At 59.5% G+C, this 23,257-nt stretch carries 19 protein-coding genes and 1 tRNA gene; 3 read left to right on the forward strand and 17 right to left on the reverse strand.

The features are described from left to right. Positions 1 to 277 precede the first annotated feature (277 nt). Together argE and DT23_RS19365 are read right to left on the reverse strand one after the other, a co-directional pair. Positions 278 to 1,399, reverse strand: coding sequence for an acetylornithine deacetylase (argE, locus tag DT23_RS04890; protein WP_240473544.1), 1,122 nt, complete (start codon positions 1,397 to 1,399; stop codon positions 278 to 280). Next, positions 1,396 to 2,379 (reverse strand): amidohydrolase, encoded by a 984-nt coding sequence (locus DT23_RS19365; protein WP_156023861.1) that lies wholly within the window; start codon positions 2,377 to 2,379, stop codon positions 1,396 to 1,398. Before DT23_RS19365 ends, argE begins: the two co-directional genes overlap by 4 nt. On the opposite strand from DT23_RS19365, the gene DT23_RS19370 reads away from it, so the two are divergent. Both DT23_RS19370 and DT23_RS19375 read left to right on the forward strand, forming a co-directional pair. Further along, positions 2,367 to 2,458: transfer RNA gene (locus tag DT23_RS19370), tRNA-OTHER, on the forward strand. The genes DT23_RS19365 and DT23_RS19370 overlap by 13 nt on opposite strands. Positions 2,459 to 2,616: 158 nt before the next feature. After that, a complete protein-coding gene (locus DT23_RS19375) occupies positions 2,617 to 2,880 on the forward strand; it encodes a hypothetical protein (RefSeq protein WP_156023862.1) in 264 nt (87 codons plus the stop codon). Between the two features lie 218 nt (positions 2,881 to 3,098). Here DT23_RS19375 and DT23_RS04900 read toward each other — a convergent pair whose 3' ends face one another. From DT23_RS04900 to DT23_RS18425, 15 genes are all read right to left on the reverse strand, one after another. After that, the gene (locus DT23_RS04900; protein ID WP_038128970.1) at positions 3,099 to 4,118 is read right to left on the reverse strand and encodes an extracellular solute-binding protein; all 1,020 of its coding nucleotides are present in this window, start codon (positions 4,116 to 4,118) and stop codon (positions 3,099 to 3,101) included. A 58-nt stretch (positions 4,119 to 4,176) separates the two neighbouring features. Continuing rightward, entirely contained in the window at positions 4,177 to 4,977 is an 801-nt protein-coding gene (locus DT23_RS04905; RefSeq protein ID WP_038128884.1) for an ABC transporter permease, read from the reverse strand. Then, positions 4,974 to 5,840 carry an ABC transporter permease gene (locus tag DT23_RS04910; RefSeq protein ID WP_038128885.1) on the reverse strand — a complete coding sequence of 289 codons (867 nt, stop codon included), beginning with the start codon at positions 5,838 to 5,840 and terminating at the stop codon, positions 4,974 to 4,976. The genes DT23_RS04905 and DT23_RS04910 overlap by 4 nt, the downstream gene beginning before the upstream one ends. Then, a complete protein-coding gene (locus tag DT23_RS04915) occupies positions 5,837 to 6,910 on the reverse strand; it encodes an ABC transporter ATP-binding protein (RefSeq protein ID WP_038128888.1) in 1,074 nt (357 codons plus the stop codon). Before DT23_RS04915 ends, DT23_RS04910 begins: the two co-directional genes overlap by 4 nt. 63 nt (positions 6,911 to 6,973) lie before the next feature. Next, on the reverse strand, positions 6,974 to 9,037 hold the full coding sequence (locus tag DT23_RS04920; protein ID WP_038128889.1) for an oxidoreductase: 2,064 nt from the start codon (positions 9,035 to 9,037) through the stop codon (positions 6,974 to 6,976). Positions 9,038 to 9,197: 160 nt separating this feature from the next. Next, a complete protein-coding gene (locus tag DT23_RS04925) occupies positions 9,198 to 10,151 on the reverse strand; it encodes a LysR family transcriptional regulator (protein ID WP_038128891.1) in 954 nt (317 codons plus the stop codon). Positions 10,152 to 10,218: 67 nt separating this feature from the next. Continuing rightward, positions 10,219 to 11,703: an aldehyde dehydrogenase gene (locus DT23_RS04930; protein ID WP_205618217.1), complete on the reverse strand. Its 1,485-nt coding sequence runs from the start codon at positions 11,701 to 11,703 to the stop codon at positions 10,219 to 10,221. Positions 11,704 to 11,708: 5 nt separating this feature from the next. Continuing rightward, on the reverse strand, positions 11,709 to 12,386 hold the full coding sequence (locus tag DT23_RS04935; protein ID WP_038128894.1) for a DUF1028 domain-containing protein: 678 nt from the start codon (positions 12,384 to 12,386) through the stop codon (positions 11,709 to 11,711). Between the two features lie 61 nt (positions 12,387 to 12,447). Next, entirely contained in the window at positions 12,448 to 12,861 is a 414-nt protein-coding gene (locus DT23_RS04940; RefSeq protein WP_038128896.1) for a RidA family protein, read from the reverse strand. Positions 12,862 to 12,892: 31 nt separating this feature from the next. Then, a complete protein-coding gene (locus DT23_RS04945; protein ID WP_038128899.1) occupies positions 12,893 to 14,161 on the reverse strand; it encodes a flavin-containing monooxygenase in 1,269 nt (422 codons plus the stop codon). A gap of 45 nt (positions 14,162 to 14,206) precedes the next feature. Continuing rightward, positions 14,207 to 15,709, reverse strand: coding sequence for a 4-hydroxyphenylacetate 3-hydroxylase family protein (locus DT23_RS04950; protein WP_038128901.1), 1,503 nt, complete (start codon positions 15,707 to 15,709; stop codon positions 14,207 to 14,209). A 100-nt stretch (positions 15,710 to 15,809) separates the two neighbouring features. After that, positions 15,810 to 17,396, reverse strand: coding sequence for a GMC family oxidoreductase (locus tag DT23_RS04955; protein WP_038128904.1), 1,587 nt, complete (start codon positions 17,394 to 17,396; stop codon positions 15,810 to 15,812). Between the two features lie 263 nt (positions 17,397 to 17,659). Then, the gene (locus DT23_RS04960) at positions 17,660 to 19,555 is read right to left on the reverse strand and encodes a DUF2207 domain-containing protein (protein WP_038128906.1); all 1,896 of its coding nucleotides are present in this window, start codon (positions 19,553 to 19,555) and stop codon (positions 17,660 to 17,662) included. 8 nt (positions 19,556 to 19,563) lie between these two features. After that, positions 19,564 to 20,124 (reverse strand): LemA family protein, encoded by a 561-nt coding sequence (locus DT23_RS04965; protein ID WP_038128908.1) that lies wholly within the window; start codon positions 20,122 to 20,124, stop codon positions 19,564 to 19,566. A 45-nt stretch (positions 20,125 to 20,169) separates the two neighbouring features. Continuing rightward, complete coding sequence (locus DT23_RS18425) at positions 20,170 to 20,694, reverse strand: hypothetical protein (protein ID WP_051697051.1); 525 nt, start codon at positions 20,692 to 20,694, stop codon at positions 20,170 to 20,172. Positions 20,695 to 21,646: 952 nt separating this feature from the next. Here DT23_RS18425 and DT23_RS04975 point away from each other — a divergent pair. Then, positions 21,647 to 23,242, forward strand: a complete 1,596-nt coding sequence (locus DT23_RS04975; protein ID WP_051697052.1) for an ABC transporter substrate-binding protein — start codon at positions 21,647 to 21,649, stop codon at positions 23,240 to 23,242. Positions 23,243 to 23,257 lie beyond the last annotated feature (15 nt).

Here is a 23,257-nt window from a genome sequence, read left to right on the forward strand (position 1 = left end):
ATCCCGCTTGATCAATACGGATACTCGTGGTTTGCAGGCAAACCATGAGAGGATTCGCCTCGACCCGACTTAACCGTGATAGTCCGCCCATCGTTTCCAGAGCGTCTTTCAAGGCGTGGCGTCGCGCGCAGGATCTCGTTTCGTACTATTGCCGCAGCGCAGTCTTCGTTCCAAGCCCGCCCGTTGCTGCGGATCGGTATAGGGGCGCCGGCTCCTCGCATGATGATCGCCCCATCGCGGATGAAGGTCTAGAGCATGCGAAAGCAGATGCCGCTTTTTACCCTTTTTCACCAGAGGGCCGAAGTAACTGTTGCAGAACTTGCGCGCAAAGCGCCAGTTCGCTGCACGCGATGCTCTCATCGGGCTGGTGCCCATCGCGCATCGTTCCGGGGCCACAAACGACTGTGGGAATGCCAAGGGCTGCAAAAAACCCCGCCTCGGTCCCATACGAGACTTTGACCGGCTCGGGGTCAGGCAGCAATCCACGCAGGTTTGCGAAAGCGGGGTGGTCGGCCTCTGCACTCAGTCCCGGATAGCTGCCCGTCGTCGTGATCTCGATCCCGTCGGGGAGACGTCTTATGATCCGGGACAAGATTTCCTCTGGATCATCGGCGGCAATGGCGCGGATCTCGAAATCAATCTCGGCGCGTTCGGGCACGATATTAAGCGCAACCCCGCCCGTCATTTTTCCAGCGTGGACCGTGGAATACGCGATTTCATGGCCCGGCTCGCGCGCGCCTTCAGCTTGCAGCCAGTCCTGTTCCTCGCGCAGCGCATTGATCAGATCCGCGCCAAGATGCAGTGCATTGCGAAACCGTGGCGCCATCGCGGAATGGCCGGGCTCGCCATGGCAAATCGCGCGGTAGCTCGTCTTGCCCTTATGCCCGGTGCCAAGGCGCATCAGGGTCGGCTCGCCCACGATGCACAGATCGGGGCGGCCAAGGGTGGGAAGGACCTGGTCGATCATCTGTGCGATGCCACGACAGCCCAGTTCCTCGTCCCAACTGAGTGCGATCATGACGGGGGCCGTAGGCGGGCGGGCCGGCAGGGTCTCGGCCAAGGCAAGGACGCAGGCGAGAAACCCTTTCATATCCGTTGCGCCACGTCCCACCAGCCGATCGTCGCGTCGGGTCAGGGTGAAGGGGTCGCTGCTCCAAGCCTGTCCCGCGACCGGCACCACATCGCTATGGGCGGACAGCAACGTGCCCCCCTCGCCTGCCCCGAATTTCGCCAGCAAGCCCGCCTTTGGCTCCCCCTTGGCGGACACGCGGTGCACGTCGAACCCCGCCTGGATGAGAAAATCCTCCACCCAATCTATCATCGCAAGGTTGGACTGCGACGAAACCGTCGCGAAGGCTACAAGCTGGGCCAGCAAATCCTCGATACGATTCAGTTTCACCGGGATACCTCGTGGATAATGTCGCCCGCGCAGATTGTCAGCGTGGCGTGACAGGTGGTCGCGTCAAGCGCCAGATCATGCGGGTCGTGCGAAAGTAGCACAAGATCGGCTTGTTGCGCGGGCGCAAGATGGCCGCGCGCGCCTTCAGCAAAAACAGCATAGGCACCGCCCGCTGTATAAGCGTGCAACACCTCGCTCAGCGGAAGGCGTTGATCGGGACAATCGGGCGCCCAAGGCTGGCGCGAAAGCGCAGCATGGATGGCGTTGAACGGTGAAAGTGGCGCCGTCGGCCAATCTGTGCCGAAAGCCAGCGGCACGCCCGCATGATGTAAAGCCGCCCACGGGAAGGTATCGCCCCAGCGGTTGCGCCCGATAATCGACACTGTGGGTTCAAGCGGCAAGCCGCTGGATCCGGGCGGATGCACCGGCTGCATAGAGGCCACGACGCCAAGCTGGGAAAACCGTTTCAGATCATCGGGATGCAGCAGGTCGATATGCTCGATCCGGTGGCGGGCATCGCGCGCGCCATTGGCCTGTTGCGCCGCTTGATAGCCGTCCAGCGTGGCGCGCACCGCCGCGTCCCCCACGCAATGAACCTGAATTTGTAGACCCGCCGCATCGGCCTGACAGCAGATCGCGTTGAACTGCGCAGGCGTAAACAAGGGCTCTCCGCGATCCCCCTCACGGCCGGGGTAATCATCGGTACGATAAGCGGTCCAGCTGTCAAAGACGCCATCCATAAACATCTTGATGCGCCCGAAGCTGAGCTTACCGATTGGCGGTTGTTGCGCGGCCTCAATCAGCGCAGCGATCCGCGCGGCGTCGTGATGGGGGGCGATGCGCATGGGCAGGCTGACGCGGATCGGCAACTCTCCGGCTTGCGCCATCTCGCCCAGCAGCGATGCCTGATAGAGGTTGCCGTCCATATTCACGGCAGTCGTGATCCCGTAGCTTGCGCAGGTCGCAAGGGCGCGGCGCAAAGTGGCTTTGTCGCGCGCGCGATCAGACGCGCTGGCGGCGGGTTCGTCACCGGCCATGCAAATCCCCTCGCGCCCACCATTGGCAGCAAAACGCTGGACCAGATCCATCGCGCCGCCCTCGCGCAGCTCTCCGGTCGGGGCGCCACTTGTGTCGCAAACGACCTCGGCCCCGCGCAGGTGCGGCACCGCGTCCGTCAGCCCCGCCAATTCAAGCGCCGCGCTATTGGCCCACGCGGTATGCCCATCCACCGCCATGATCAGAAGCGCGCGATCGGGCACTATCGCGTCAAGCGCATGGCGGTCGGGCCGCGTACCCGCGCCCAAAAACGTATAATTCGCCGAAAAGGCGCACAGGAGCTGCTCGTCGGGATGTTGGCTGGCAAAGGCGCGCAGCGCCGATGTGGCGGCCTCGCGATCCGTAATCTGAAGCATATCGAGCTGATCCAGCGTCACCCCGCCCCAAAACAGATGCAGGTGACTGTCGCAAAACCCCGGCAGTAGGACTTGCCCCTGCGCGTCGATCCGGCGCGTGATACTGGCGTCGTTGGGCATATCCTCGGGCGGCCCGACCCATTCGATCTGCTCTCCGTCAAGGCGGACTGACAGTGGCGCACCGCTATCCGCCATGCGCGCGTTAACGATCTCGATCCGCTCGGCCATGCCAGCCCCCTTCCTTGAGAAAAACCCCGCCCGGCAAGAATGCGGGCGGGGCGTAGAACTTATTGCAGCAGGTCCGTCCAGACCTTGGTGATCAGATCCTGTGCAGCAGGTGAGCAGGCCCGCGAGAATTCCATCGGCACGGTCGGGAACAGTTCGGGTGCGTTCTCGGGGGTGTATTTCGCCTTGCTCACGTCGATTTTCACCGGCGAGGAGTGCGCGTAATAGTTATACTGGATCGTGGCGTTCTCTTCTTGCGACATGAAGTTGATGAACTCTTTGGCAGCGGCAACATTGCTGGCACCTTTAGGCACCACGAAACTGTCAAGCCAGCCGACGAGCCCTTCTTTGGGCATCGCATATTCGATATTTGCCCCATCGAGACGCGTCTTGAGCGAATTGCCGTCCCACCAGAAATGCATCGCGACCTCACCCGAACCGACCCGGTTTTCGATATTGTCCGAGCTATAGGCGGCCACATAGGGCTTTTGCGCCATGAGCAAGTCATAGACCTTTTTCATCTCGGCCTTGTCCTCGGTGCAGAACGGCACGCCAAGATACAGCTCGGCAGCGCCTATGACCTCATCGGGGCTAGCCAGCGAAGCGATCTTGCCTTTCATGCTTTCGTCAGGCTCAAAATAGGCTTTCCAGCTATCGACCGGACCGCTGTATTCGTCGCGATTGACGGTATAGCCAGCCGTGCCATAGGCCAGCGGGATCGAATAGTTGCTATCGGGATCCCACCACTGGTTTTTCCATTTATCATCAACCTGCGCGAAAGCGGCCATATCCTTGGCGTCGATATTTTCCAACAGCCCCTGATCGATCATGATCTTCACGAAATGCTGCGAGGGCGTCACCACGTCATAGCCAGACGAGCCTGCCTGAAGCTTGGTCAGCGCATCTTCATTGGAGTTGAAGCCATCGATATTCACCGTCGTGCCGGTGCTTTCCTCGAATTTCTTGATCAGTTCGGGCGCAATCGAATCCGACCAAGTGTAAAGGTTGAGCGTGCCTTCGGCGAAAGCGGGCATGGCAAGCAAGGTGCTGATTGCGACCCCGAGCGTAAGTTTGGTTTTCATCTTTTTGATCTCCTGTTGGGTTCGTTGGTTTTTTGTAGGTTTCTTGTTGTTATGCAGTTCATGCACGGCGCATCGCGCGGGCCGACAAGGCCAAGGCGAGCGTCGCGATGACGAGGGAAGCCACGATCAGCAATGTCGAGATTGCGTTCAGCTCGGGGGTCGTGCCCCGTTTGATCAGGCTGAATATGTAGACCGGCAGTGTCGTAGTGCCGCCGGTTGCGAGCATGTTTGACGTGATGAAATCATCCATCGAGATCACAAAGGCCAGCATCGCCCCGGCAAAGACGCCGGGCATGATCAGCGGCAGCGTGACGCGACGAAAGGCGGTGAATGGCGTTGCATATAAATCCTGCGCGGCCTCTTCATAATCGGCACTCATGCCTTGCAGCCGCGCGCGAATGGGCAAAAAGGCGAAGGGCGTGCAAAAGGCACTATGCGCCACGATCAGCCGCAACAACCCGTTGGTGAACTCCAGTTGCGAGAACAAGATAAGCGTGGCCACCGCGACGACGATCTCGGGCAGCAGCAGGGGCAGGTTCACCACCGTCTCTGACAGCTTGGCAAATCGCAGATCGGAATTGCGACTAAGCACCATTGCCGCGCAAAGGGCGACAGTGGTCGAAATCACCGTCGCAATTCCCGCCACCGTCAGTGAAACGCGCAGCGCATCCATCAGCGCATCATTGGCCAGCGCAGCCGTATACCACTTGGTAGAAAATCCGCTCCAGACCGAGACAAGGCGGTTTTCGTTAAACGAGAACCAGATCACCACGACGATAGGCGCATAAAGCCAAAGAAAGAACACCGTCGTCATCAGCCCCGCGCCGGGGTAGTGGCGCACATCGTGATTGGCACTCATGATCTTGCCTCCTTGCGCATCGCGCGGCGGGCATTGAGAACCAGCACGATCACCACCATCACCATCAAAACCAGCGCAATCGCGGCCCCGAACGGCCAGTTGCGCGCACTGCCAAACTGGGTCTGGATCAGCGTGCCCATCATCATCTGCTTGCCGCCCCCCAAAAGCATCGGTTCAAGAACGGTCCCGAGGGCTGGCACGAACACAAGGATCGAACCCGCCGCCAGCCCCGGCCATGTCAGGGGCAAGATCACGCGGCGTGCGGTGGTCCAGCGGCTGGCATACAGATCGCCGCCTGCCTCTAGCAGTGCGGGATCCAGCTTTTCAATCGCGGCAAACACCGGCAGCACCATCAAGGGGATATAGCTGTAAACCATGCCCACCAGCATCGCACCGGGCGTGAACAGCAATGTCCCCTGCCCGCCCAGCGCGTGCCAGATGCGCCCCACAAACCCGTCATTGCCAAGAATGATCAGCCACGCATAGACGCGCACAATCATCGACACCCAGAACGGCAGCGTCACCAGATAGATCAACACCGTTTTCATGCGCGGCGTGCGGGTCGCGATCACATAGGCCACCGGCAGCGCAAGCATCATGCAAATCAGTGTGGTCGCGCCTGCCAACACAAGGGTCCGGCCGATGACGAAAAGATATTTCGGGTCGAACTCCAGCTCATCTGTCCAACCCACCGAGAACAGGATCTGCCGGTAGGGTTCAAGCGTGAAAGCCCATTCGAACCCGCCATACGCCCCGCGCTGGGCAACCGAAACGATTGCCACGATCATCAGCGGGATTAACAGAGTGCCCAGCATCAAGACCCAGGCAGGCACCAGCCCCCAGAACCGGAACCCGCGCCTCATTGGCCCAACACCCGAACGGATTCATCGCGGAACCCGAGTTTGACTTCACGCCCGATGTCATAGCTTTCTGCATGCGAAAGCGCGTTGCGCCGCGACACCTGCAGCGTAATCCCGGCGGTCTCAACCGCGTAATGGGTGAACCCGCCCATATAATTGCGCGACCGGATCGTTCCGGTGAACACATTACCTGACGCTTGTTCCTCAAGCCCGATTTTCTCGGGGCGCAGCGACATCGTGGCCGCACCGGGCCCTTGCACGCCTTTTTGCGCGGCGGTGAATTCCAGCCCCAAAGCTGTACGGATTTGCGCCTGATCACCGTTCAACGAGACCACCTCGGCCTCAAGGAAATTCGTGGCCCCGATGAAATCCGCGACAAAGCGGTTTTGCGGCTCTTCGTAAATATCGGAGGGCGTGCCGATCTGCTGAATCTGGCCCTGCCCGAGCACGCAAATCCGGTCCGACATATCCAGCGCCTCGTCCTGATCATGCGTAACAAAGACAAAGGTGATGCCGGTCTTGCGCTGCAATGCGCGCAGCTCGTCACGCATCGCCTGACGCAGCTTCAGATCAAGCGCCGAAAGCGGTTCATCCAGCAACAACACCTGCGGCTCGGGCGCGAGCGCACGGGCCAGTGCAATGCGTTGACGCTGCCCCCCCGAAAGCTGATCGGGGCGCCGCTTGGCGAAATCGGACATATGCACCAACTCAAGCATCTCGGCGACGCGCGCCTGCCGCTTCGCCTTGGCCCAGCCGAGGTTTTCAAGGCCGAACGCAATGTTCTGCTCCAGCGACATATGTGGAAACAGCGCGTAGGACTGAAACACCGTGTTCACGTGGCGCTTGTGGGGGGGCAGCGAGGCGATTTCCGCACCGAACAGGCTGATCGAGCCTTCACTGGGACGTTCGAACCCCGCGATCATGCGCAGCAACGTGGTCTTGCCACATCCCGAGGGGCCGAGCAGGGTGAAAAACTCGTTCTCCTTGATCGTGAAGCTGACCTGATCAAGGGCTTGATAGGTGCCAAACATCTTGCTGACATTGAAAACTTCGACCGCTTCTCCGCGTCTCATTCTTTGCTCTCCTTAATTAGAAGGCACGGGCGGCAGGCCCCTGCCGCGGACGGATTCAAGATGTTACGCAAGTTCGGTCACCTCGCGGCGGAAGGGCAACGCATCGCCGATATCGGGCATGTCGAGTTCGCGGGCATAGCGGTGGCCGGCATAGGTGGCCCAGGCAATCGGCCCCGGCGCGCAGGCATCGCCGATTACCTTGACCGATTTGATCCCCGCATCCGCCCAGTTATCCTGACGCGCCATCAGATCCTGATACAGCGCGTCATCGCCGATGCGCGAGGCCACCATCGCGACCGCCGCGCAAGGAACATGTCCTTTTGCACCGGTGTAGACGCATTCGGTTTCGACCCCGTCCGCTGCAAGCGCCGCGATCCCGGTATTGAGCACGATCTTCACGCCCGCCTCGATCAGACGCGCATGGATCGCGCCCTGTTCCAGCGTGTTGCGCGTCCAGTCCGACACATAGGCAGAGGGGGTAATCAAGGTCACCTTGCACCCCGCCTTGGCCAGAAGCTCGGCGATCACCCCGCCCATGTAATAATGATCATCGTCAAACAGCACGACCTCGCCCGTGGGCAGCTTGCCAGCCATGATGTCATCAGGCGTATAGACCGGCATCGCGGGATCGGCGGGCATCGGCACGACATGCTGGCGCGACACGCCATCGGCCCGCCAATGCGCCCCCGTCGCGATCGCCACATGCTCAAAGCCGAATTCCAAGATCTCTTCGGCGCTTAGCTTGCTGTCAAAATAGGTTTCGACATTGGGGCGCTGCGACAACTGATACTCGCGATAATCCGCAACGCGCCCCCAAGCCGACAGCCCTGGCAACAGGCGTTCTTTTGCAACGCGCCCGCCCAATGTGGTTCCCGCCTCCGCCAGCGCCACGTCATAGCCGCGCACCGATAACGCGCGCGCCGCTTCCAGACCCGCAGGCCCTGCCCCGACGATCAGCACATTCGAGCTATCGCCTTTGGCGTTCATCGTTTCGGGATGCCAGCCCTTGCGCCATTCCTCCATGAAGGTCGGGTTCTGCGTGCAGCGCGAGATTGACATCGTCATGTCGCCGGTGATGCAGATATTGCAGCCGATACATTCGCGAATGTCCTCGATCCGGCCTTCCTCGATCTTCTTGGGCAGGAAGGGATCGGCGATGGACGGGCGTGCGCAACCGATGAAATCAAGCACCCCCTGGCGCACCAGCCGTGCCATCACATCGGGCGAGGTAAACCGCCCCACACCGACCACGGGTTTCGCGCTTAGCTCGCGGATCCCCGTTACCAGCGTTTCCTGCGCGGCCTCATCCTTGAAGCGCGACGGCCCCGAGCAATCTTCCCAGGTGCCATGCGCAAGATCCCAGAGATCGGGCAGATCGGCGTTCATCTCGATAAATTCGCGCAGCTCGGAATTTGAGAACCCCAGCTTGCCGATATGCTCATCCAGACTAACCCGTAGCGTCAGCGCCATCGTGTCGCCGACCGCATCGCGCATATCCGCGATCACCTCATTCACGAAGCGGGCGCGATTTTCCAGACTGCCGCCGTATTCATCGGTTCTTTGATTGGTCGCGCGGCTTAGGAAATGTTGAAAGATCCCAAAGCCATGCGCGCCATAAAGGCAGATCAGATCGAACCCCGCCAGCTTTGAGCGTTTCGCCGCATTCACGAACCAACGGCGCAGGTCCTTGATATCAGTCTTGTCCAGCGCGCGCGCCTGCACCGGATCGTTGGTGAAGGTGCGGATTGGCAAGGCAGAGGGCGCGAGCGGCACCTCCTTGGAATAGAGGTTAGGGCCATTGATCCCCGAATAGGCAAGCTGAATCCCCGCCAGCGCACCGCGCGTCTTCATCGCCTCTGACATCCGACGCAGCGCGGGAATATCGGCATCATCCCAAAGTCGCAGCTCGATGAAGGGCGTGATCTCTGACGTGTGGTGCATCTCGGTCTGTTCGGTGAAAATCACCCCCCAGCCGCCCTCGGCCTTGATCCCGCGCATCGTGGCCGCCGCAGTCGGGTCGCGATAGCCCCCGCCATTGCAATGGGGCACCTGATAAAAGCGGTTCTTTGCGGTAAGCGGGCCGATCTTGGCCGGCTCGAACAGAATGTCGTAATTGGGATTGCGCACCGTCGTCTCCTTACCAGCCCTGTCATTGGCTCAGTTCTGGAGCGACGATCCAACGCAAAGCGGATCAAGTAAATTACACCTTGCGGAAGCTTGAGTTAGCCAACGCCTAATCGCTTATTTATTTGGCGAAGGGCTAAGGTAATGTGCGTTTTGCGAAACGCTAAAAGGCGTGGCGCAGCCCCTTGGGGCGCACCTGCAGCCCCGGCGCGTTATCGGGCGTGATCCTTGCAGTCGCATGTTCGATAAAGGCGCGGATGGATCGCGAGTTGCGCGCCCCCTCGCTCATCAGAAGTCCAAGTTTCAAGTTGCGCACCGGCCCCGTCAACGGCACCAGACATAGCTTTCGCCCGTCGGGCGCAAGCTCGGTCACGGGGCGGATATTGGCTAAACCATACCCAAACCCGTTGGCGACCAAGGAACGCATCACCGCGATATCGCGCGTGCGCTCTTCGATCATCGGAGAGATCCCGAGTTTGGTAAAGAAAGACAGGAAATACTCTGCGCTCATGGGCAAATCGAGCAGAACCATCGGATAATCCGACAGTTCGGCAGGCGAAACGCTTTCCAGATGGGCCAGTTCATGGGTTTCGTGCAAAAGCGCAAAGGGCGGCAAATCGATCAGCGGCACAAATTCCAGATCGGCGGGCACGTTCAGATCATAGGTCAGCGCGATATCAAGCCGGGCCGAGCGCAGCGCGTCAAACAATTCCTGCTGATCACGCTCGAACTGGTGGAACTGAATCTCGGGATAGGTATCGATGAAACTGCGTCGGAGCTGGGGCAAAACGATCTGCGCGAAGGTGATCAGACACCCGACATTAAGCGGACCACGCACCTTTCCGGTAATGTCATTCGCCAAATCATTCAGCGCGCCTGCACGTTCAAGCACCTCGCGCGCGGTATCCATGAACCGCGCCCCGCCCTGCGTCAGCGACAGCCCGTGGGCATGGCGGCGGATAAATAACTGTAACCCGAATTCCGCTTCAAGCTGCGAGATCGCCGAAGAAATTGACGGCGAAGACACATTTACCTTTTCGGCGGCAAGCGCGATCGAGCCGCACTCGCCGACAGCAACGAAATATTCAAGTTGGCGAAGAGTGATGCGCAAGGCCATAACTCATCCAATTCGATCTGAGGTTAGCCTCTCCCTTATTGTAAGCTGCCCTGCATCCCCTGCCCCGTCAATAGCTGATCCAGACGGTTTTGAGCGCCGTGTACTTGTCAAAACTGTGGATCGACAGATCACGGCCAAAGCCCGATTGCTTGACGCCGCCAAACGGGGTCATCGCGCTGAGCGCATCAACCGTATTGATCGACACCGTCCCAGCCACCAGCGCATCCGAGACACTCATCGCGCGGCTCAGATCCTTGGTCCAGACCGAGGCGGCCAAGCCGTAAACGGAATCATTGGCCAGCGCGATCGCCTCCTCATCGCTGCCAAAGGTCTGCACGCTCAGCACCGGACCAAAGATCTCCTCGCGCACGATGCGTGCATCGCGGGGAACATCGGCGAAAATCGTGGGCTGAATGAACGCGTCCGATCCGTTGATCGTCATTCGCTCGCCCCCAGCCACCAGTCGCGACGACTGGCGCCCCGATTTCAGGAACCCCTCAACGCGCGCGGCGTGCTCGACATCCACCATCGCGCCCATCTTGGTCGCCGGATTGAGCGGATCGCCCGGCACAATCGCCTCGGCATGGGTCTTCAAGCGTTCGATCATCTCTTGCGCGATGCTTTCATGCAGCAGAAGTCGCGAATTGGCCGAACAAACCTCGCCCTGATTAAAGAATATGCCGAAGGCCGCCTTTTCAGCCGCCGCCTCAAGATCGGCATCCCCAAAAACGAGGTTAGGACTTTTGCCCCCCGTTTCCGGCCAGACCTGCTTCATGTTGCTTTCGCCCGAATAGCGCAGGAACATCTTACCCACCGCCGTTGAGCCGGTGAACACGAGGCAATCGATATCCGGGTGACGGCCAAGCGCTTGCCCCGCATCTTCGCCAAAGCCGGTCACGACGTTCAGCACGCCATCGGGCAGCCCGGCCTCGGCGGCCAGCTCGGCCAGCCGCAGCGCGGAAAGCGGCGATTGTTCTGCGGGTTTGAGCACGACGGAATTGCCCGCAGCCAAAGCAGGCGCAAGTTTCCATGTAGCCATATCAAGCGGGAAGTTCCACGGCACGACCGCGCCCACAACGCCCAAGGGCACCCGCCGGATCATCGCAATATCGCGCCCGCCAGTCGGGGCAACCTCGTCATAAAGCTTGTCGATGGCCTCGGCGTGCCATTGGAAAAAATGCGCAGACCCGGGAACATCCACGTTCACCGTTTCCGAAATCGGCTTTCCCATATCCAGCGTGTCGAGCAGCGCGAATTCCTCAAGGTTTTCGCGCAACAGCGCGGCAAGGCGTAGCAGCACTTCCTTGCGCGCTCCCGGCGTCTGTTTCGACCAGCGCCCGTCTTCGAACGCCGCACGCGCGACACTGACGGCGCGGTCGATATCCGCCGCGCCGCCCTTGGCGACATCGGTCAATACGCTGGCCGTCGCGGGGTTTACGCAGTCAAACCTTGCGCCCGATAAAGACGGGATGAATTTGCCGTCGATCCAGCATTGGTTGCGAAACGACATGGCCGAGGCCGCGCGAAGATAGTAATCGTGGCTTTGCATCATAATCCTCATTCGTCTCCGGGTACGCCATAAGAGGGGGCGGCACTTGGGTTGCGCGCACGTGTCACGTAGTCGTCGGCCTGCGGTTTATAGACCTCCCAAGCGCGCGCCATTGCCGCAATGGGGCAGTCTGTTTCGATCCAATCGATGCGCAACTCGGCATAGGGCCAGCTTTCGCGATCAACAATCAAGAGCCCTGCGGAGTGGACGGGACCAGCCTCGCCGCCCGCCTCGATTGCGGCCCGCATCGCGGCGATCAAACGATCGCCAAGTGCGCCTTCGGCCTGTTCAAACCCCGCAACCATTGCCGCAGGCACGCCCTCATCAGCCAGCAGATTGCCCCCCGCCGCGCAATCGCGCCCCAGCGCTGATGTCCAAAGGCCCAGCGCCTGCGTGCCCGAATGCACCGCGCAATGTCCTGCGCCGTCAATGGCCAGCAATTGGCGGTAATCGGCAAACCCATCCGCCGCGATTGCAGCATCCACCGCTTGCTGCGCATCTGCCCCTGCCGCCATTTCATCAAGCATCAGCGGCCCAAGCGCGGGATTGGTCACGTTCTGCGTCGCCGCCGCACCAACTCCGGCACGCGCAAACGCGCAGCGCGCAGCAACAGCGGGTGACGAAGACGAAATCGCCATCCCGAATTGTCCGGTTTGGGCGCAACGCGCCACGATGGAAAATGTCATGTTCTGTTGTCCTTTGTGCTTGTCTCACTACCGGCGGGGCGCAGCGCCCAGCTGAACCACCTCAATCGGGAATGACGGCCGTGGCGTCGATCTCGACCAGCCACGAGGGGCGCGCCAGACAGGTCACTACGACCCCTGTCGAGACAGGATGCACGCCTTTGATATATTCACCCATCGTACGATAGACCGCCTCGCGATGGCGCACATCGGTCAGATACACCGTCACCTTGCACAGATGCGACATGTCCCCGCCCGCCTCTTCGATTAACTGGCGGATGTTTTGCATCACCTTATGGGTCTGCTCGACCGGATCAGAACTGCCGATATCTGCAGCGGTATCAAGCTCTTGCGGACATTGGCCGCGCAAGAAGATCGTCGCGCCCCGCGCAACGACAGCTTGGCACAGGTCATTGTCGAGGTTCTGCTCGGGATAGGTGTCCTTGGTATTGAATTTGCGAATGCGGGTATGGGCCATTGGGCGCTCCGTGGAGTGTTTGAAAGAAAGATTACGCGTTTTCGGAGACCGGCGCATCGGCGGCGCGATATTCCAGATAGGCGCGTTGTTTGCAGATGTGGTCGGCGACATATTTTGCATCATGCCACACCCCCCAAATGAAGGAAGAGCCACGCCGCGTCTGCCACGGCAACCCGAGGAAATAAACACCGGGTTCGGTTGACACACCGCGCTGATGGGCCGGACGCCCTGCCGCGTCCAACGCATCGACCTTGAGCCAGCTATAATCCACCCCGAAACCGGTCGCCCAGATGATCGTGGTAATCCCCGCCTGTGCGAGATCGAGCGACGCAATCGGCTCACGCATGCACTCTGGATCGGGGCCGATTTCATGGGCCTCGGGTTCCTCGGGCAGATCAATGCCGTTACGCTCGACATATTGATCGGCTTCGCGCAGCAGGGAGAGGTAGTTCTCATCGCCCTTCGCGATATTGCCGACCAGATCAGAGGCAAAGCTGAGCACCCCGTCCTGACAGCTCTCGGTGCGCCCCAGCAGCACCATGCCGCGCGCGGCCAGTTTGCGGAAATCGACCGTTTCACCGCCATTTGCACCGCTCACCGCGATCGTGGTGTGCTCGACGCCGGGCGTGGCCTCGGCATCCCATTTGTTGAGAACGCCCAGCCACCAGACGAAATCGCGCCCGCGATAGCGACGCGGCGGGCGATCATGCGGGCCGACCGAAAGATAGACCTTGCGCCCCGACGCCAATAGCTCATCGGCAATCTGCACGCCCGACGAACCCGCCCCGACAACCAGCACGGCCCCTTCGGGCAATTGCGCCGGATTGCGATAGGCGCTGGAATGGATCTGCGTCAACCCTTCCGTTTCAGGCACAACCGGCGGGATCACCGGCAGTTGAAATGCTCCGGTGGCGGCCACGACATAGTCCGCTTCGATCTCGCCCTGCGAGGTCGTGACGTGAAAGCCCGGCCGTCCTGTGTTGCGCACCACTTCACTGACCTCGACACCGCAGCGCACAGGCGCATCGATTTGCTTGGCGAAGGTCTCGAAATAATCGGCGACTTCGTCTTTGGCGACGAAGGCATCCGGATCCCCCTCGAATTCCAAATCCGGAAAGCGGTCATGCCAGGCTGGCCCGTTCGCCGCCAGCGAGTCCCAGCGCACTGAACGCCAGCGTTCCGCGATCCGGTCGCGCTCAAGCACGAGGTGGGATACGCCCGCTTTGCGCAGATGCGCGCTCATGGCCAAGCCCGCTTGGCCTGCGCCAACGACGAGCGTCTCGACTTTCTCAACTGTCATTTTGGGGGTCCTTTTTCGGAATTCTTGAATTCGTTTGGGGGAAGGTCATGGCGTGGTTTCGACGGCTTGGGGCGCACTGGAAAACCAGCGGCTGGTCGGGCTGTCGGCGCAGGTCAGCGTCTTGTCCCCCATCACCCGCTCGCTCAGCCCGGCTGCCTCTTTGACGAAGGCAATCGGCCCGTCCCAATCGAAATTGCGATAGACCGAGGCGAGATGCGCGTAAGGGGGAGATTGCGCGAACAGCTGGAAGCTGAGGCGGTGGCCAGCATAATCCGAGTTGAGCAAATCACGCGCGAAAGCCAGCAATTTGCGGCGATCCTCGGCGATCCATTCGTCGTCAAGCGTATAGACCTTGTCTAGCCAAGGCGCGGTTTCCGACGCCTTGAAACTGGCAATATCGGGTGTCAGGCTAACCTGCCCGCCGCACAGTTCGCGCGCGAGATGCATCATCTGCGCCAACTGGCTGCCCGCCAGCACGCGCCCCGTATAAAGCAGCGATTGGTTGGGCATCATCAGCCCACCGGGCGAGCGCTCGGCCATCGCAAGTGCGGCGCTTAGATGGGCGTTGATGCCCTCGCGATAGCAGGCAAGCTGGGCAAGTTTTTCCTGCACAGGCTGCAATCTGTCCAAGCCACTCTGGCGCAGGTTCAACAGCGCCGCGCCAATCATCATGTCCGCGAATTTCAGGCTGCGCTGCATAAAGGCAAAGGCGGAATAGCGATGCAGCGTCGCGCGCACGATCATTGCCGCCTTGACGCTGCGATAAAACAGCACGTTTTCCCAAGGGATCAGCACATCATCAAAAATGACGAGCGTATCGATCTCGTCAAAGCGGTTCGACAGCGGGTAATCCTCAGCCGAAGCGCGCCCGGCAAAGCCAGTGCGGCAGATGAATTTCAGCCCCCGCGCCGAGAGATCGCAAATAAAGCCCAGCGCATAGGCGCTCCCGTCCCCGTCACCCCAATCCGAGATCGTGGGCTTTGTGAATGCCTGATTGGCATAGGCGGCGGCGGTTTCGTACTTTGCCCCGCGAACGATGATACCAGCGTCGGTCTCGCGCACGACATGCAGGCGCATGTCGCTATCTTGGCCCAGTTTCGGGTCGGTATTGGCAGAGACGTGAAACGGGTCGGTCTGCGTCAGCGCCGCGATATGGGTTTCGATATTGCCGCTGAATTGCGGATCGAGAGCGTGCAGCGCGTCTTTGGCGTCGTAAAGCGACCACATCTCGCCCGCCGTCTCATCGCCGACGCGCGTCACGATCCCACCGACTGTATCAAGCACCAGATCTGTGGCGCGCCGCTTGGCCCACCAATCCGCCTGCGTGAAGGGCAAGGCATTGCCAATCGCCTGAACATCATCGTCACGCTTGATCGTCATGATCGGCGCGGTCTCGGGCGCATGGGCCATGTCGTAGATCTTGGCACGGATATCCACAAGCGGGCGAAACATCGGATGGGTGGTGACATCGCGCACAGTCTCGCCATTGACGAATACATCACGCCCGTCACGGATCGAGTCCCGATAGTCGTCACCTGTGCGGATCATCCCATGATCTCCAGTGAAGTTGCAGCCTTGCTGACAAGAGATTGGCGCAGGAATGGCGTAGGTAAAAGCATAACCTTCATCAGCATTGATTAGCCCCCCCCTAACCCGTCAGCACCATTCGCGCACAACGCTCGCCGATCATCATCGACGGCACATTGGTGTTGCCGCCAATCAGCGTGGGCATGATTGAGGCATCAGCCACGCGCAGATTTTCGATCCCGTTGACCTTCAAACTGGACGGGTCCACGACCGCCAGCGGATCGGTGCCCATTTTGCAGGTGCCAACGGGGTGATAGACTGTCAGCGCCTCTGCGCGCAGATATGCGAGTATCTCCTCGTCGCTTTGCACCTGTGCCCCGGGCAGCATTTCGCGCCCGCGCACATCGTCAAAGGCCGGATCGGCAAAAATTGAACGCGCGACCTTGATCCCCTCAACCAGTGTTTTGGCATCTTGCGGGTCGGTGAAAAAGCGATGGTCAATCTCGGCCTGCCCATCACGCCCCAACCGGATCTCACCCACGGATTTAGGCCGCAGCACACAGGTATGCACCGCATAGCCATGGCCATATTCCACCAGCCGCCCCCGATGCGAACGATAGCCCGGCACGAAATGAAACTGGATGTCAGGATCGGTTCCGGCATATTTCGTGCGCGCAAATCCCCCGGCCTCGACATAATTGGTGCTGAGCATCCCCTTGCGCGCAAACAGGAATTTGAAGGGTGCTGCGATCATCGCAGGCAGGTTGGCCAGCGACAGCCCCAAGGTCTTTGTCGATTTCGAGCGCACGGTGATCATGCCATCGATATGATCGCGCAGGTTCTGCCCAACGCCAGCAAGATCATGCGCCACCTCAACTCCTGCGGATTTCAGCATCGCCGCAGGGCCGATGCCCGAGCGCATCAGCAAACTGGGCGAACCAATCGCACCCGCCGACAAGATAACTTCGCGCCGCGCACGCAAAACGCGCAGCCCTTGGTCATCGCGCACCTCGACCCCGACCGCGCGCTTGCCCTCTAGGATAACCCGCGTTGTTTCCGTTCCGCTAAGGATAGTCAGGTTTTCCCGATCCCGCACCGGATGCAGGAACGCTCGGTAGGAGGACCAGCGCAAACCGTTCTTTTGCGTGACATTGTAGATGCCAAGCCCTTCTTGCGTGCCGCCATTGAAATCGCGATTTTCGTGCAGCCCAACCGCGCGCCCCGCCGCAATGAAACTCGCATCCAATGGGTTAGGGTCGCGCGGGGTATCGACGAAAACCTCGCCCTTAAATCCGTGCCAGTCGGGCGATTGATTCAGTTGATTGGATTCGAGATCCTTGAAGACGGGCAGCACGTCATCCCACGCCCAGCCCGTGCACCCCAGATCGCGCCATTCATCGTAATCCGAACTGGCCCCGCGAATGAACACCATCGAGTTGATCGTCGACGACCCGCCCAGCGCCTTGCCGCGATTGACCGGAATGCGGCGATTGTTCAGCTCTGGTTGCGGCGTGCCAATATAGGCGTAATCGTATTTCGCGTTGCCATAAAGCGAGAGAATTCCGGCAGGCACATGCACATTGGGCGCGCGCTCGGAACCGCCCCCCTCGATAACACAAACCCGATTGGCGGGATCGGCGGACAGTCGATTTGCCAAAACGCAGCCAGCGCTGCCCGCGCCAATGATGATATAGTCGAAATCGCCCATGCCTGTTCTCCAGTTCGCATTGATCGCACCATGCTCTGGCAACCGGCTTAGCCCGCAGAAGCTTTTTCCGAGGCTTGGCTTCGGGAAAAGCTAATATTGCGTAAAAAATCACCTAACTATCTGTAATTTAACGAACCACCGCGCGAGACGGCAAAACGCTTATAGAGCGGCATTTTTGAACCGCCCAACGAACACGAGCACCTGCCTAAAACCTGAGCAGCCTGCAAACGGCCTTCTTGAACCAGCGCCATTCAACGCGGCTCTTACCAGCCGCCGCCGCCCCCTCCTCCGCCACCGGAGCCCGAAGACCCCGATCCAGACGCGTTAGACTTGGGAACGCTTGCAGCCATAGAGGAGCCCATGGAAGACGCGAAGGAGGCGATGTCACCTGCGACGTTGCCCATGCGCGTGCCGCTATACCAGACAGGAGCATATGCCGCTGCCGCCCCCGCGACAGAGGCGCTGAGCCAAATCTCGAAGCTTTTGCTCCAACGTTTTTCGACGCCCAGAACGACAGCGTAGGGCAGCAGCGTTTCGAAATGTGCGGGCGACATCTTCGGCGCGCCCCTAAGGTTCATGCGGTCCTTTTCGGCCAAGGTCAGGTAAAGACGCAAACCAGCGATGTGATCGCGGATGTCACGCCCTCGTTTCGTTGGTGCCGAGAGAAGGATAAAGAAAAGCTGGTTCATCACCACGAGGCCCCAGACCATCGTCAACGCGGCCCCTGCCCCCATGACATCGCCAAAGCTGTCGATGACTACCAAGAAGGCAAGCAAGCCAATCATGCCAAGCAGAATGACCGCGACTGTGAGCAAAAGCCGCGCCGCCACCATTATACGCCGCCGCCGCGCCCTGAGCGCTTTCCAGATGAGAATGCCAAGAAGCAGCGGAACGGCGCCAGTAAGTGCAATCGCGCTGATGCTGTCAGAGGAAAGCCCGCTGGTGAAACACCAAATCAAAGCAATACCCACCGAAGCGAGTAGGCCGATGAAGAACACGCCCCGGTTATTGTGAAAGAACACATCCCGGTTCTCGGCTTTTATCGCGGCGCGGAACGCCGTGGACATCGCCTGCACAGCCTTTCCAGTAGCGCGCTCGATCGTGAAGGCTCCGCCGTGCTGCTCGACGGTCTTAATCAGCACGGCCTGCCCGGCGGGCAGATCGTCAGGCACCGGTTTGGATGTACGCGTAATCGTGACCGCTTGATCCAGGTTATCAAGCGTCACATATCCTTTCACCGCCAGATCAATGGCCGAGGCTGAAAGCGCGCTCCACGCACCTCCCGTCAGCCCGCTTTCGTCGATATAATCTGCCAAGGCCGGGGAAACGCCCTTGGGCAGATCCCAGCGCGCTACGACGATCCCCGATTTCGGATCGCGTCCCCGTGCGAACCACTGCGCGAAGAAAAAGGCGAATACCGCCGCCAAACCGCTGTAGGCGATCACCGCCCCCAGATTGTCGCGCCACCACCATGCGCGGATCTGGGCAGACGTCGGGGCCGCCACCACGCCTTTGGGAAAGCTTGCCTCAATGGTCAAACCCTCTCCGACGTAAAGCATGCGCGTGCTCTGGAACTCGACATGGTTGCCCGAGATCTTCGCCGTGGCATCCTGCCCGGTCTCGCCTTTCGCCCCCGTATAGGTATCGGCCGATAGCACCCGAGCCCCGTTAGGCAGGGTCACCACGGCTCGGGCGCTTTCAATCGGAAAACGCCAGCCCGTTCCGGTCACATTCCAGACCAGCGCATCATGATCCGTGCGAAAACTGATCTGGCGGTCCGTTTGGTAATCGATGCGATAGGTATGCACCCCCGGCGGCACGGTCTCATCCGCGTTGCCGATCTGAATGCGTGTGCCGCCCTCGACCGCTTGGGTCGTGAATGGCTCGGGGGCGCCGTCACGCGTGACCGCCTGCACATCGAAAGACACCTTGCCCAACGTGCCGTCGGCTTTGACGAAATAGCGCGGGAAATCGCGATAGATCCCGTGCTTGATCGCATCGCCCTCGGCCGTGACGGTGATCGTTTCGCGCACATCCAACGTGCCATCCGCCGCAATCCGGATATCAGACTGGAACGACCGAATGACCTCTTGGGCTTGCACCGCCGGCGCAAGGGCGAACAGAAGGAAAAGCGAAAGGCCAAGCGCGCGACGCAGCATGCCCCGCCTCAGAACTTGGCCGAAGGCACCGCGCGATCTGCAGCGTCCTCAATCTCGAAATAGGGTTGCTGGGCAAAGCCGAACCGTCCCGCAACGAGGTTGGAGGGAAAGCTCTCGACCTTGACGTTCAGGTCGCGCGCAGCACCATTGTAATAGCGTCGCGCCATCTGAATTTCCTGCTCGAGCGTAGAGAGAGAGCCTTGCAAATCGCGGAAATTCTCGCTGGCCTTCAGATCGGGATAAGCCTCGGCCAGGGCAAACAAGCGGCCAATCGCTTGGTTCAGCACTCCTTCGGCTTTGGCGCGCCCCTCGACATCCTCGGGCGCGACACTCACTGCGGCGTTGCGCGCAGCTACGACCGCATCGAAGGTCTGACGCTCATGCGCGGCATAGCCCTTGACCGTCTCGATCAGGTTGGGGATCAGATCGGCGCGCCGCTTGAGTTGCACATCAATCCCCGACCAGCCTTCACGCGTCATCTGCCGAGCGCGCACGAGTGCATTGTAGAGAAAGATGACATAAAGCACCGCGATAACGATTACAGCGAGAATACTAAGCAGAGCAGTCATAGAGAAGTCTCCTATCGGGTGCTGGGGCGCGGGCGGTTGGGATGTTCAAAGCCGACAATCTGGCATCGGAGCCATCTTAAAGTTATTGCTGATCTTAACAAGTTTGGCATCAACAATCCGGATCGGATCAAATGGGACGTAATCCTGAACCGAAGCCGAGACTTGCACGAGCGTATAACAGCCCGAATAGACCTGATGCTTGCCCGCATCTGACAGCGCCTCGATCACCACCGGGACGGCGCTGTAAATCTTGCTCATACCAGCATCCAGAACGGGCTGGCCCAGCCGCAATCGCACATGCGCAGTATGGGCAAAGCCGTCTCTAAACAGTGCATATTGCGCATTGAGCGCCTCTGCCGAGCCCTCGGGCGTGCCCCGCAGCTTGTAACTGAAGGCGCGTGCATATTGTGACAGGTTGATCGCATTGTAGTAAGAGGTGATCACATCGCGCGCAGTTGAGCGGTTGTCGTAATACGTTTCACCGGAAGCTTGCGATTGGGCATTCACATCTTGTGCCTGCGCGGTCGAAAAACAAACCAGCAGCATCGGCGCGAAAAGAGCTAACTTCATCCTGTAACCAGATCTTTCTGGGCGAGCCCTTCTGGCCGCCGCGTGGTGATAAGGCCCCCAATGGGCAAATGAATATCCCGATAAGACTTTGACCGACCTTGATGCTCACGAGAAGACCCAAGACGATACTTGCAGAGCACGCTTGAAACTTTGTCCAACCACCGGGCTAACTCTGTCAAGGGGTTCCAGATTTGACGATCGCTTTGACAATTGTGACCAGCTTTCTTGCGATTACGATACTTTATGAAAGTTATACCGCTACCCGTATCACTTCTGGTTGCAATCAACACTCCTTGGCACTGATCGTGTGTTCAAGCGCGACGCGCGAGAGGTCTCAGCCCCTATTGCGCGATGCTGCAACCGGCATGAATGACGGGTTTGCAAGGTTGGAGGTATGCTGGCCAGCTAATAATTGTCTTACATCGTTCCAAAAACTGTACTGCTTACCAACGTCAATTTCACCGATGCCCGTCACGCCTTCGTCATGGCCTCAGAGCCATGGCTGTCGATACGGCGAGCGGTGACATGATAGTCCATGGTTTGCGTCCCGATTGGAAGTTCCGGACTATCGTAGTGGCTATCAGTCGCAAAAGCATACCCCTCCGATCTGGCAGAAATGAAACCGATACCACGACATTAGGGGCGCTTAGCGATTTCCACGCACCGCCCGAAAAACAGGCGCGACGCACATGATTGTGGCAATTCGTTAAATATCGATGCGCTCTCTTGCACGGCTCACCCGTCAATTTTGCGGGGCATGACCTGCGTGCACAACGTGGCATCGCGATGCGCGCGCTGTGCGCCCCGTTCACGTTTTGCAAACATTGTTGACACGAAAAATTTTATCCGTTTGGTTTAATTTACGTCGGAGCCGGGGCCAACGCGGACTGCGACCGGCAGAGTCGCGTAGAGCCTCATTAAAACCAACCGATGACAACAGAGAGAGATCGAAATGTTCCATAGCCGTTTTCTGGCCAGCGTCGCGGTAAGTAGTTTGCTGCTTGGTGCTGCCCCCACGCTCACCTATGCCGAAACCCCGCCCGATACGCTGATTCAGGCGTGGTCGATTGACGATATCATCACGCTTGACCCTGCGGAAATCTTCGAATTCACCGCCTCTGAAATCGCGGGCAACACCTATGAGACGCTGATCGGCTACAATCCGAAAGACGTGTCCGACATCTACGGGCGCGCCGCTGATAGCTGGACCGTCTCTGAGGATGGCAAGACGATCCATTTCAAGATGAAAGAGGGGCGCAAATTTGCCTCGGGCAACCCGATCACGGCAGCGGATGCGGTGTTCTCGCTGGTGCGCGCGGTCAAACTGGATAAATCGCCCGCTTTCATCATCGGCCAGCTTGGCTTCACGCCCGATAATGTCGAGCAGAATATCAAGCAAACCGGCGAATACACGTTCGATTTCACCATGGACAAGCCCTATGCGACGACGCTGGCGCTGTATTGTCTGACCGCAACCGTGGCCTCGGTCGTGGATGAGAAACTGGTGATGGAGCACGCCAAGGATGGCGATTACGGCTATGACTGGCTCAAGACGCATTACGCGGGCTCTGGCCCCTTCACGATCAAGGACTGGCGCCCGAACGAGGCCGTGATCCTTGAGCGGGACGAGAACTATTCCGGCGAGGCCCCGACGATGAAACGGGTGATCTACCGCCACATCCCCGAGACCTCGACCCAGCGCCTGCTGCTGGAAAAGGGCGACATCGACATCGCGCGCAACCTGACGGCGGATGATATTGCGGCCCTGAAGGGCGACGACAATATCGAGCTGGAAAGCGGCATCAAAGGCACGCTTTACTATCTCGGTCTGAACCAGAAAAACGAATATCTGTCCAAGCCGAAAGTGCGCGAGGCGATGAAATATCTCCTCGATTACGACACGATCGCCAACACGATCATGTCTGGCAAGGTCAAGGTGCACCAGGCCTTCCTGCCCGAAGGGTTCTTGGGCGCCTATAACGAAAACCCCTATAGTCTGAACATCGACAAGGCCAAGGAACTGCTGAAAGAAGCCGGCGTTCCCGACGGGTTCAAGGTGACGATGGACACCCGTAACACCCCCGAAATCACCGCGATGGCGCAGGCGATGCAACAGAGCATGGCCAAGGCGGGCATTGATCTGGAACTGATCCCGGGCGATGGCAAGCAGACGCTCACGAAATATCGCGCGCGCAAACACGACATCTATATCGGGCGCTGGGGGCCGGATTTCCAGGATCCCCATACCAACGCGTCGACCTTTGCGTTCAACCCCGACAATTCCGACGATGCCACGTCGAAACCGCTAGCATGGCGCAACGCTTGGGACATCCCCGAGCTGACCAAGGCAACCGATGCCGCCATGCTAGAGCGTGACGCCAAGAAGCGCGCCGACATGTATGTCGATGAACAGAAGAAAGTGCTCGATAACGGTCCCTTCGTGATCTACGCGCAGGAAATCGAGGTGCTGGGCGCGCGCAAGGATGTCAAAGGCATCGTCATTGGCCCGTCGTTTAACGACAACAACTTCGCGCATGTGACCAAATAATATGACGACAACCCT

Source organism: Thioclava indica (assembly GCF_000714545.1).
GTDB classification, from domain to species: domain Bacteria; phylum Pseudomonadota; class Alphaproteobacteria; order Rhodobacterales; family Rhodobacteraceae; genus Thioclava; species Thioclava indica.

What these genes read in the sequence shown, in the direction of transcription:
- DT23_RS04960 (WP_038128906.1), bottom strand. Translation starts at nt 19,555, where the DNA reads ATGCTGCGTCGCGCGCTTGGCCTTTCGCTTTTCCTTCTGTTCGCCCTT.
- DT23_RS04925 (WP_038128891.1), bottom strand. Translation starts at nt 10,151, where the DNA reads ATGGCCTTGCGCATCACTCTTCGCCAACTTGAATATTTCGTTGCTGTC.
- DT23_RS04910 (WP_038128885.1), bottom strand. Translation starts at nt 5,840, where the DNA reads ATGAGGCGCGGGTTCCGGTTCTGGGGGCTGGTGCCTGCCTGGGTCTTG.
- DT23_RS04965 (WP_038128908.1), bottom strand. Translation starts at nt 20,124, where the DNA reads ATGACTGCTCTGCTTAGTATTCTCGCTGTAATCGTTATCGCGGTGCTT.
- DT23_RS04915 (WP_038128888.1), bottom strand. Translation starts at nt 6,910, where the DNA reads ATGAGACGCGGAGAAGCGGTCGAAGTTTTCAATGTCAGCAAGATGTTT.
- DT23_RS18425 (WP_051697051.1), bottom strand. Translation starts at nt 20,694, where the DNA reads ATGAAGTTAGCTCTTTTCGCGCCGATGCTGCTGGTTTGTTTTTCGACC.
- DT23_RS04930 (WP_205618217.1), bottom strand. Translation starts at nt 11,703, where the DNA reads ATGATGCAAAGCCACGATTACTATCTTCGCGCGGCCTCGGCCATGTCG.
- DT23_RS19375 (WP_156023862.1), top strand. Translation starts at nt 2,617, where the DNA reads ATGCCCATCCACCGCCATGATCAGAAGCGCGCGATCGGGCACTATCGC.
- DT23_RS04935 (WP_038128894.1), bottom strand. Translation starts at nt 12,386, where the DNA reads ATGACATTTTCCATCGTGGCGCGTTGCGCCCAAACCGGACAATTCGGG.
- DT23_RS04905 (WP_038128884.1), bottom strand. Translation starts at nt 4,977, where the DNA reads ATGAGTGCCAATCACGATGTGCGCCACTACCCCGGCGCGGGGCTGATG.
- DT23_RS04900 (WP_038128970.1), bottom strand. Translation starts at nt 4,118, where the DNA reads ATGAAAACCAAACTTACGCTCGGGGTCGCAATCAGCACCTTGCTTGCC.
- DT23_RS04975 (WP_051697052.1), top strand. Translation starts at nt 21,647, where the DNA reads ATGTTCCATAGCCGTTTTCTGGCCAGCGTCGCGGTAAGTAGTTTGCTG.
- DT23_RS04940 (WP_038128896.1), bottom strand. Translation starts at nt 12,861, where the DNA reads ATGGCCCATACCCGCATTCGCAAATTCAATACCAAGGACACCTATCCC.
- DT23_RS04945 (WP_038128899.1), bottom strand. Translation starts at nt 14,161, where the DNA reads ATGACAGTTGAGAAAGTCGAGACGCTCGTCGTTGGCGCAGGCCAAGCG.
- DT23_RS04955 (WP_038128904.1), bottom strand. Translation starts at nt 17,396, where the DNA reads ATGGGCGATTTCGACTATATCATCATTGGCGCGGGCAGCGCTGGCTGC.
- DT23_RS04950 (WP_038128901.1), bottom strand. Translation starts at nt 15,709, where the DNA reads ATGATCCGCACAGGTGACGACTATCGGGACTCGATCCGTGACGGGCGT.